General features: G+C 63.0%; 11 protein-coding genes. 4 read left to right on the top strand and 7 right to left on the bottom strand.

Going from position 1 to position 9,970, the window contains the following annotated elements:
- Positions 1-85: 85 nt before the first annotated feature.
- The 5 genes from ACCD00_RS28955 to ACCD00_RS28975 form a co-directional block, all read right to left on the bottom strand.
- On the bottom strand, positions 86-487 hold the full coding sequence (locus ACCD00_RS28955; protein ID WP_085717966.1) for a heme-binding protein: 402 nt from the start codon (positions 485-487) through the stop codon (positions 86-88).
- 19 nt (positions 488-506) lie between these two features.
- Positions 507-1,724: a glycolate oxidase subunit GlcF gene (glcF, locus tag ACCD00_RS28960; RefSeq protein ID WP_413428651.1), complete on the bottom strand. Its 1,218-nt coding sequence runs from the start codon at positions 1,722-1,724 to the stop codon at positions 507-509.
- 3 nt (positions 1,725-1,727) lie between these two features.
- Positions 1,728-2,792, bottom strand: coding sequence for a glycolate oxidase subunit GlcE (glcE, locus tag ACCD00_RS28965; protein ID WP_413428652.1), 1,065 nt, complete (start codon positions 2,790-2,792; stop codon positions 1,728-1,730).
- Positions 2,792-4,291 (bottom strand): glycolate oxidase subunit GlcD, encoded by a 1,500-nt coding sequence (gene glcD, locus ACCD00_RS28970; RefSeq protein WP_413428653.1) that lies wholly within the window; start codon positions 4,289-4,291, stop codon positions 2,792-2,794. Before glcD ends, glcE begins: the two co-directional genes overlap by 1 nt.
- A gap of 259 nt (positions 4,292-4,550) precedes the next feature.
- Complete coding sequence (locus ACCD00_RS28975; protein ID WP_413428654.1) at positions 4,551-6,314, bottom strand: L-lactate permease; 1,764 nt, start codon at positions 6,312-6,314, stop codon at positions 4,551-4,553.
- A gap of 180 nt (positions 6,315-6,494) precedes the next feature.
- Here ACCD00_RS28975 and ACCD00_RS28980 point away from each other — a divergent pair, with 180 nt between their 5' ends.
- A complete protein-coding gene (locus ACCD00_RS28980) occupies positions 6,495-6,731 on the top strand; it encodes a hypothetical protein (RefSeq protein WP_413428655.1) in 237 nt (78 codons plus the stop codon).
- Between the two features lie 38 nt (positions 6,732-6,769).
- Here the strand turns inward: ACCD00_RS28980 and ACCD00_RS28985 are convergent, their stop codons facing one another.
- Positions 6,770-7,030: a hypothetical protein gene (locus ACCD00_RS28985; protein WP_413428656.1), complete on the bottom strand. Its 261-nt coding sequence runs from the start codon at positions 7,028-7,030 to the stop codon at positions 6,770-6,772.
- A 398-nt stretch (positions 7,031-7,428) separates the two neighbouring features.
- On the opposite strand from ACCD00_RS28985, the gene ACCD00_RS28990 reads away from it, so the two are divergent.
- Together ACCD00_RS28990 and ACCD00_RS28995 are read left to right on the top strand one after the other, a co-directional pair.
- A complete protein-coding gene (locus tag ACCD00_RS28990) occupies positions 7,429-8,496 on the top strand; it encodes a hypothetical protein (RefSeq protein ID WP_413428657.1) in 1,068 nt (355 codons plus the stop codon).
- A 16-nt stretch (positions 8,497-8,512) separates the two neighbouring features.
- Complete coding sequence (locus ACCD00_RS28995; RefSeq protein ID WP_413428658.1) at positions 8,513-8,866, top strand: DUF1428 domain-containing protein; 354 nt, start codon at positions 8,513-8,515, stop codon at positions 8,864-8,866.
- Between the two features lie 14 nt (positions 8,867-8,880).
- Here the strand turns inward: ACCD00_RS28995 and ACCD00_RS29000 are convergent, their stop codons facing one another.
- Positions 8,881-9,075: a hypothetical protein gene (locus tag ACCD00_RS29000; protein ID WP_413428659.1), complete on the bottom strand. Its 195-nt coding sequence runs from the start codon at positions 9,073-9,075 to the stop codon at positions 8,881-8,883.
- A 122-nt stretch (positions 9,076-9,197) separates the two neighbouring features.
- Between ACCD00_RS29000 and thpR the strand changes: the two genes are divergently transcribed.
- A complete protein-coding gene (gene thpR / locus ACCD00_RS29005; RefSeq protein WP_413428660.1) occupies positions 9,198-9,740 on the top strand; it encodes an RNA 2',3'-cyclic phosphodiesterase in 543 nt (180 codons plus the stop codon).
- Positions 9,741-9,970: the final 230 nt, after the last annotated feature.

Consider the following 9,970-nt stretch of genomic DNA (forward strand, 5'->3'; position numbering starts at 1 on the left):
GTGTATCAGACACATGGATGTCAGATGTGCCACCGCTTTCGCGAGCAAGCCCGCTCCCACAGGGGTCCAGGATAAAGTCAAAATCTCATTTCAGGCTCTGCGCACCGGCCTTCGCAATTTGCGCATCCTGCTCAGGCTTGACGCCCGACACCCCGACAGCGCCAATCACCTGGCCATCGAAAACAATCGGCACGCCACCCTCGAGCGAAGTCAGCAAGGGTGCTGACAGAAAAGCGTAGCGCCCACCGTTGATCATGTCCTCATAGCTTTTCGATTCGCGCCGCCCGAGGGCCGAGGTACGGGCCTTTTCGGTAGCGATATAGGCGCTGCCCGGCGCGCAGCCGTCGAGGCGTTCGAGGGCCAGCGGGTGGCCGCCGTCATCGACTACCACGATGGTCACGGCCCATTGATTGGCCTGTGCTTCGGCGCGGGCGGCTTTGATGATCTGGCTGACTTCGGTCTGGCTCAGGACGGCTTTGCGGTTCATGGGCATCTCCGGGATTCGGTTAAGGCAGGGCAGCTTCGACCAGTTCGATCCAGTGCCGCACCGGGGTTCGGCCCGCGCCATCGAGGTGCGCCTGGCAGCCGATGTTGGCTGTGACAATGACCTCGGGATGGCCACTTTCCAGGGCGTTGAGCTTGTTGTCGCGCAGTTGCCGCGACAGTTCGGGCTGGGTCAGCGAGTAGGTGCCCGCCGAACCGCAGCACAGGTGCCCGTCGGGAACGGACGTCAGGTTGAAACCGAACCCGGTCAGCAGTGCTTCCACGGCACCGCCGAGTTTCTGCCCGTGCTGCAAGGTGCAGGGGCAATGGAAGGCCAGGCGTTGCGAGGCGTGGATGCCGAGTTGCTCCAGCGGTTCGTCGCGCAACACTTCCACCAGGTCCCGGGCCAGCGCACTGACCTTTTTTGCCTTGTCGGCATAGGCCGGGTCGCTGGCGAGCAGGTGGCCGTAATCCTTGATGAAGGCGCCGCAACCGCTGGCCGTCTGCACAATTGCTTCGGCACCTTTTTCGATGCTCGGCCACCACGCGTCGATGTTGCGCCGGGCGCGATCGAGGCCGGCGGCCTGGGCGTCCAGGTGATAGTCCACGGCACCGCAGCAACCGACTTCGCGGGTCGCGATGACGCTGATCCCCAACCGGTCCAGCACCCGCGCCGCCGCGGCATTGGTGTTGGGTGACAGGCTGGGCTGCACGCATCCTTCGAGCATCAGCACCTGACGCTCACGCACGGTCATGGGCCGCGGCTTGGCCGGGTAGACCCTGCGCGGCAACTTGCTTTGCAGGGGGCCGGGCAGCAGCGCACGGAATACCTGACCGCTATTGACCAGACTCTTGAACAGATCGGGATGCGGCACGGTCTGACGCAACCCCTCGCGCAACAGGCGCTGACCGAGCGGGCGCGGCACCGCCGCATCGACCACCGCCCGGCCGATGTCCAGCAGGTTGTGGTAATCGACGCCCGACGGGCAGGTGGTTTCGCAGTTGCGGCACGACAGGCAGCGGTCCAGGTGCTGTTGGGTCTTTTGCGTGACGTCGTTGCCTTCCAGCACTTGCTTGATCAGGTAGATGCGGCCCCGTGGTCCGTCCAGTTCATCGCCGAGCAATTGATAGGTCGGGCACGTGGCATTGCAGAACCCGCAGTGCACGCAGGTGCGCAGGATGCTTTCGGCTTCTGCGGCGCGGGGCAGATGGCTGGCGTTTTCACTCAAGGTCGTCTGCATGGTTCAAAGCTCCGCGTACAGGCGTCCGGGGTTGAAGATGCCCCGTGGATCGAGTTGTTGTTTCAGGTTGCGGTGATAACGCATCAGGGCCGGGGGCAGCGGCTGGAACGGGGTGTCGGTCAGGCCGTGGCTGAAACAGGTGGCATGGCCGCCGACCTCGTCGACGACCTGGCGGATGAACGCCGCGTCGGCGTCGGATTTCAACCAGCGCTGGGCGCCCCCCCAGTCGAGCAACTGGCGACCCGGCAACGTCAGGCATGGCGTGTTGTGTGGCAGTGACAGGCGCCAAAGCGGCTGGTCTTGATCGAAGAAACTCAAGCGCTGCTCGTTGAGATCGTCCCAGTATGAAGCGTCCAGCCGTTCGCCACCGAGGCGGTCATGGGCCGCCGCCACCGAACCTTCACCGCCCTCGAGCCGCAGGTGCAGGCGTGAACCGTCGTGACAGGCGGCACTGATCGGCAACGGTTGCTGGCCCCATTCCGCCAGGCGCAGCAAGGCCTGTGCGGTGTCCATTTCCAGGCTGATACTGAGGCACTGCCGGGGTTTGGGCAGCACTTTGAGCGAGACTTCGGTGATCAGCCCGAGGCAGCCGTAACTGCCGGCCATCAGGCGCGACAGGTCGTAGCCGGCGACGTTTTTCATCACCTCGCCACCGAAGCGCAACAGCTTGCCTTGCCCGGTGATGACCCGCGTGCCAAGTACGAAATCGCGCACCGAGCCGACCCAAGGACGCCGAGGTCCGGACAGCCCGCAGGCGATCATTCCGCCGACTGTGGCACCGTCGCCAAAGGCCGGCGGTTCGCAGGGCAGCATCTGTTGCGCGGCATCGAGCACCTGCGTCAGCTGCGCCAACGGCGTGCCGCAACGGGCGGTGATCACCAGTTCGGTCGGGTCGTAACTGACGATGCCGCGGTGCGAGCGGGTATCGAGAATTTCCCCGGCCGTGGCACGGCCGAGGAAGCCCTTGCTGTTGGATCCCTGGATGCGCAACGGCGTGGCGTTTTCCAGCGCCTGGTTGACCTGTTCCAGCAGCGACTGGCTGTCATCGAAATCTTCAGGGCCGCGCATCAGAAACGCTCCAGCTCAGGGAAGGGCAATTGCCCGTCATGAATGTGCATGGCACCGAATTCGGCGCAGCGGTGCAGGGTCGGAATGTTCTTGCCGGGGTTGAGCAGGCCGCTCGGGTCGAAGGCGGCTTTGATGGCATGGAACAGGGTCAGCTCATCGCTGTTGAACTGCGCGCACATCTGGTTGATCTTCTCGCGACCCACGCCGTGTTCACCGGTGATGCTGCCGCCGACTTTCACGCACAACTCCAGAATCCTGCCACCCAGGGCTTCGGCCCGATCAAGTTCACCGGGTTGATTGGCGTCGAATAGAATCAACGGATGCATGTTGCCGTCACCGGCGTGGAACACGTTCGCCACCCGCAGGCCGTATTCGTTCGAGAGCTCGGCGATGGCCTGCAGCACGCCGGGCAGTTCGCGACGGGGGATGGTGCCGTCCATGCAGTAATAGTCCGGCGACAGGCGGCCCACTGCCGGGAAGGCATTCTTGCGCCCGGCCCAGAAACGCACGCGTTCGGCTTCGTCTTTCGCCTGACGCAATTCGATTGCGCCGGCCTGTTGCAGTACCTGGCGCACCCGCTCGCAGTCATCCTGGACATCGGCTTCCACGCCATCGAGCTCGCACAGCAGAATGGCCTGGGCGTCCACCGGATAACCGGCGTGGATGAAGTCCTCGGCGGCGCGGATGGCCAGGTTGTCCATCATTTCCAGGCCTCCGGGGATGATGCCGGCAGCGATGATGTCGCCGACGGCACGGCCGGCTTTTTCCACGGAGTCGAAGGCTGCCAGCAGCACTTTGGCGGTCTGCGGTTTGGGCAGCAGCTTGACCGTGACTTCGGTGATGACCCCGAGCAGGCCTTCGGAGCCGGTGAACAGCGCCAGCAGGTCGAAACCGGGGGCATCGAGGGCGTTGGAGCCCAGGCTCAGGTGCTCGCCGTCGACGGTGAGGATGTCGACCTTCAGCACGTTGTGCACGGTCAGGCCGTATTTCAGGCAGTGCACGCCACCGGCGTTTTCCGCCACGTTGCCGCCGATGGAACAGGCGATTTGCGAGGACGGATCCGGCGCGTAATACAGGCCGAACGGTGCCGCCGCCTGGGAAATCGCCAGATTGCGTACGCCGGGTTGAACCCGCGCAGTACGGGCGGCGGGGTCGATGTGCAGGATGTTGTTGAAGCGCGCCATCACCAGCAGCACGCCTTTCTCCAAAGGCAAGGCGCCACCGGACAAACCGGTGCCCGCGCCACGGGCCACGACGGGGACGTGCCGTTCATGACAGACGCGCAGCACCCCTTGCACTTCGTCGATGTATCGGGGCAGCACCACCAGCATCGGCGTGGTGCGATAGGCCGAGAGCCCGTCGCATTCGTAGGGCTTGAGTTCCTCCTGGTGATGGAGGATTTCCAGATTCGGCAAGCGGGATTTCAGGGCGTGCAACAGCGCCTGCCTGTCGACGTCGGGCAGGGCGCCGTCAACGCGTTCATCGTAGAGAATGTTCATGGGTTGACGATTCTCGCTGGAGGCCACTGACCTTCATCATTGGCCTGAGACGGCCGGCTGTCCATGGGATGTTTGTCCGCACGACGGACCATTCATTCAATAAAAACCACTCGCCAATGTGGGAGCGGCGGTGCGGCGATCCGACTTGCTCGCGAAGAGGGAGTGTCAGTCGAAGACATTGCCGTCTGACACACCGCCTTCGCGAGCAAGCCCGCTCCCACGGGGATCAGGCTCAAGCAGAATGACGCGTGTATTCGATTTAATGTCCTCCCACCACCATATGGCTGAACGGCGCGACGTAGGCCTGCAACGTCACCAGTCCACCGACCAGTATCGCCAGCACGATCGAGTGGAAGAACACGTAGCGCAGGATTTCCCCTTCATGGCCGTACCAGCGGGTGGCGGTGGAGGCGACCACGATCGACTGGGCGTCGACCATCTTGCCCATGACCCCGCCGGAACTGTTGGCGGCGGCCATCAACACCGGGCTGATGCCCAACTGTTCGGAGGTCACCCGTTGCAAGCCGCCGAACAGCACGTTGGACGCCGTGTCCGAACCGGTCAACGCCACGCCGAGCCAGCCGAGCAGGGTGCCGAACATGGGGTAGAAGATGCCCGTCGCGGCGAAGGCCAGGCCCATGGTCGCATCCAGGCCGGAGTAGCGCGTGAGGAAGCCCAGGGCAAGCATTGCCGCAATGGTGATCAGCGAGTAACGCACCACCCACAGGGTGCGCAGGTACTGGTGGATCAGTTGCGGGATCGAGTAACCCATCAGCAAGCCGCCGACAATCGCCGCCAGCAGAATGCCGCTGCCGGTAGCGGTGAACCAGGTGAACTTGTACACCGCTTCCTCGGGTTTCGGCGCCGCCACCACCGGCGGGACCTTTACCACTTGCAAGTGCAAGGTACTGAACGTCAAGACCGGCGCAAACACCGGGTTTGCCTCGCGCAATGGTTTACCCTGGGGGTCGAGTTTGGCGGCGCTGGTTTGCGGGTCGATGGCAGGGCGGGTGTCGAAGGTGTTCTTGAAGCCCTGGGTGCCCCAGATGAAGACGAAGATCGTGAGGATGATCCACGGCATCCACGCCCGCATCACCGCCGGTTTTGCCTCATTGGCAAAGGTTGCAGTCGGTACAGGCTTTTCGTCGTGCTCGGCGTCGATCTTCGTGTTGTCGACCCGTCCGGACAGGGCGGCGGAGGTGTGTACCGTGGCCGGTTTCCACACCCTGAGGAAACCGGCCAGGCAGGCCATGGAAATCAGTGCGGCGATCACATCCACCAGCATCGGCCCGTGATAGTTGGACACGAGGAACTGCGGCACGGCAAAACTGACCCCGGCCACGAGGATCGCCGGCCAGATTTCCAGCATCTTGCGCCAGCCGGCAAAGGCCCAGATCAGCCAGAACGGCACCAGTACCGAGAAGAACGGCAACTGCCGGCCGACCATCATCGACAGCTCCATTTCATCCAGCCCGGTGACCTTGGCCAGGGTGATGATCGGCGTGCCGAGGGCGCCGAACGCAACAGGGGCGGTGTTGGCGATCAGCGCCAGACCTGAAGCGGCGAGCGGCGAAAACCCCAGCCCGATCAGAATCGCGCCAGTCACCGCCACCGGCGTACCGAAACCGGCCGCTCCTTCGAAAAACGCACCGAAGCAGAAGGCGATCAGCAGCAATTGCAGGCGCCGGTCATCGGTGATGCGCGCCAGGGAGTCTTGCAGCACCTTGAACGAGCCGTTCTCGGTGGTCAGGCGGTGCAGGAAGATGATGTTCAACACAATCCAGCCAATCGGCAGCAGACCGTTGGCTGCCCCGAACAGCGCCGCGGAGCCTGCCATGTTTGCCGGCATGCCGAAGGCGAAGATCGCGATCAGCAAGGCCGAGGTCAGGGCGAGCAACGCCGCCAGGTGCGCCTTGACATGGAAAAAAGCGAGGGACGCCAGCATCACCACCACCGGTACGGCGGCCATGATGGTTGAAAGCACCGGATTGCCGAACGGATCGTAGACTTGCTGCCAGACCATGTTCCACCTCTGCTTTTTATTGTTGAACGTGCAGATCCCCTGGGGGGGAGGTGGTCTTGAGTATAGGTGGCATTGCGCCGCTGTCAGGGCAGGCCTCTGGTCCAGCAGGTCTACGCAGTTGCGGGGGCTGAGCTAGCATTGCCGGTAGACTCGCAATCCACAGGCGGGAGGAAAGCAGCAATGACTGAGCGCCATGAGGTCCACAAGGAAACGCTGTCGAACGGATGCCGGATTGAAGTCAAGGCCGAGATATTGAAGGACGGTTCATTGGGCATGTTCATTGGTGTCTATTGGCCGGACGGCACCGTCATCAATGAGAACCACGATCCACGGCCGCACATGATGGACATGGAGGCGGCGATGGATTGGGGGATCGATATTGCCAAGGGGATTGGCAACAGCCAGCGAACGTTGTGAGCGCTTCCCGTTCGAGCCCGGGTGACCGGCGGTCGCTGTCAGAACCCGAACGAACGGGCCGAGCCTTTTGCCAGCTCTACATCCAGTAGATGCTCGACCAGCACGTCATTCAGAAAACGGAACTGATCATTGAGCCCGACCACTTCGTTGCTGAAGTGATGATCGGCTGCCGGAATCAGCAACGCCTCGAAATTTTTGTCGAACATCAGAGTCAACTCTTTACGTGACTCGAATTCCTGCGCGTAGAAATTGTTGCCGAACACCGGGAAACGCACGGCGAGGGTGACGGTGTGAATCATGACGTTTGCTCCTCGCTCAGGACGTACCAGGAAAACACACCCAAAGTGAACGCCGTCAGGGCCAGGCAGGTCAGCAGATGGATCAGCATGATATTCCCCTCCGATTCGGGGTTTCGTGTTGGCCTGGGATCGATCCTACGCTGACGGCCATCAAGCGGAAGGCAATCGCGGCGATGGTGATTATCGACGCAAGTGATGGTGGTTTTTGTGCTGTTGATGCGGGTCCCTTCGCGGGCAAGTCGGATCGCCGCACCGCCGCTCCCACCCTGATCGGCGGTGAATCTGTGGGAGCGGGCTTGCTCGCGAAGGCGGCCTCAAGGGCGCCGCCACCTATACTTGAATCATGGGTTACGCGTGTCGGGCATTTCGCCCGGTGCACACTCCAGGAAGCCGCCATCTTGAACCTGCGTTCGCTGATCATTGCCGTGCTGGTGGTGTTGGCGGGGTGTGCTACGCCTGTGCGCGCGCCAGTGGAAGTGGCACCGGTCATCGTCGTTCCTGCCAGCACCTGGCAACAAGTGGACCGGGAGATCGTCGCCGCGTCGCAGGCGGCGACCGAGGAGACCAAAATCTACGCCCGCGGCGCCATGGAATACTGGCGCACACGGGTCTATGAATTGACCGAACAGAATTTCATTCCGTGGTTCAGCAGTTACTGGACCCAGGAATGGCTGTCGATGAAGGTCAGCTGGTACACCATCAGCGCCAAGGGTGAGCAGGACGCCGTGGAAAAACACCTGGCGGCGTACTTGCTCGAAGCCTATCAGGAGAAGGTCCTGGCCCCGGCGGCCGTGGAAGTCGATCCCGATGCGATTCTCGGCCTGGCAGCGGCGTTCTATATCGATATCCTCAAGGAAGAGCTGCAGAAAATCTCCCACCGCCACGGCGTGCCGATGGCCCAGCTCAACGGGCGCATCCAGAAAGTCCCGGCCATCGCCCTCGGGCCTCCGCCGACGAGGGACGCCTCGTTGTACCAGGTCGTGCACACCGAACCGCTGAACTCCTTGCCGGCCTTCGCCGCGCTGATCGACAAAGTCCATAAGGCCGGTGGCGACAAGGGGGTGGGCTCGACCGACACCGCGATGGCGCCGGTGGCCAGGCGCGCCAGCCGGCGCATGGAAGCCGAGATGGCCCCGCGTGGGGCCGCCAGCGCCGTGGCCGCAGCGACCGGGAAACTGGCCGGTGGCTTGATCACGCTAGGGGTGGCTGGCATTCGCGCATTCATCCAGGCCTTTGACCGGCCCGATAGCGAGGCGCTGATTCGCCGTAGCCTGGGCAATACCTTCGACAAGGCCTGGACCAAACTGGTGCAGAGCCCGACCAGCGGCGTCATGGCCGCCACGCTTTACATGGCGGCGCAGATCGAAGGCAGCCTGGCGGACCGCACTGCACCGCCGGTCGGTTTGGGCACCGGCACTGTCGATCGGACGCCAGCGCAACCGACTATCCAGCAGCACACCCCATGATCCAAGGAGAGCACTCATGTCTTACGTCGATGGTTTTATCGCTGCCGTACCCACCGCCAACCGTGAGCAATACATCAAGCACGCCGAAATCGCCGCTTCGATCTTCAAGGAAAACGGTGCCTTGAGCGTGGTCGAATGCTGGGGCGAAGACGTGCCGGAGGGCAAAGTCACATCGTTCCCGATGGCGGTGAAACTCAAGGACGGCGAAACCGTGGCTTTTGGCTGGATCATCTGGCCGGACAAGGCCACCCGTAATGCCGGGATGGACAAGATGATGCAGGACCCGCGCATGCAGCCGAACGTCAATCCGATGCCATTTGACGGTCAGCGCCTGGTGTATGGCGGGTTTGAAGTGCTCCTGAAAGTCTGACGCCGGCAGTGGGATCACTCCGGCGTCGGGGTGATCCTGCAACTCTTGCGCTGCCGGATCTCGTCGTCCGTCGGCCGCTCGCGGATGAACTCGAAGCGCGGCTCACCTTCGTTGTAATGCACCAGCCAGCCCCATTCCAGCTTGAGTTCATCCTGACCTGGCTCGGGCGGTCTGGCCCACCATGGCTCTTTGCTGAGGATCTGTCGCATGGTCCCCTCCGCTTTTTCGGGATGCTAGAACTATAACGCGCCTGCCGGACGGTGCCAGAAATGCGCTGGCCGGTACGCGAGGGTTGAGTACACTCAGGCAGTCTTCCCAAGAGGTGTCCGGCATGAGCGACGAATCCCGCGAGCCGTTCAAGCGTCTGTTCTTTGCGCTCGATTGCGCTCCTGCCCAGCGCCGGGACATCGCCCAGTGGCGCAGTGCGCTGCAACTGCGCAACGGGCGGCCAGTGCCGGCGGAAAACTTTCACCTGACGCTGAAGTTTCTGGGGGCGGTGGGTGTGGCGCAGATTGCCGACATCTGCACCGCTGCGGCGTCCATCCGCACACCGGGCGAGCGCTTGACGGTGGTACTGGACCGGCTGGACGTGTGGCGCAGGGCGGGGGCGCTGGTGCTCGCGCCGGAGCAGGCGCCCCCGGCATTGCTGCGATTGGTGTATGCGCTGGAACAGGCGATGTTGCCGTTCGGTCTGGAGGAAGCACCCAGGGAATACCGTCCGCACCTGACCCTGGCACGGCAGTATCGGGCGCCGGTGCCGGAGTCCGCGACCGCGCCGCAATTTTTCCTGCGTGCCGACCGCTTCGCCCTGTTCGAATCCCACAAAGGCCGCTATCGGACTCTGGCCGAATGGCCTTTGATTGATCCCCAATAAAAAGGGCGCCCGAAGGCGCCAAACTTCACCTTGACCGAGGGAGCCCAGGTGAGGCCGTTCTACTGCAGGAGAGGCAGCGGTGGTAAGGCGCTGCGTGAACGGAAAAGGTTGGAACACCACCACTCCTTGTGGGAGCGGGGGGGGGGGGGGAGAGGCGCCCCCCAACGAAAATTAATTTTTTGGGGGGCAACACGATAGGGAGACGCCCCCCCCCCCCCCCATAGACGGGG

The organism is Pseudomonas sp. Pseusp3, from assembly GCF_047304225.1.
Classification (GTDB): domain Bacteria; phylum Pseudomonadota; class Gammaproteobacteria; order Pseudomonadales; family Pseudomonadaceae; genus Aquipseudomonas; species Aquipseudomonas fluorescens_CD.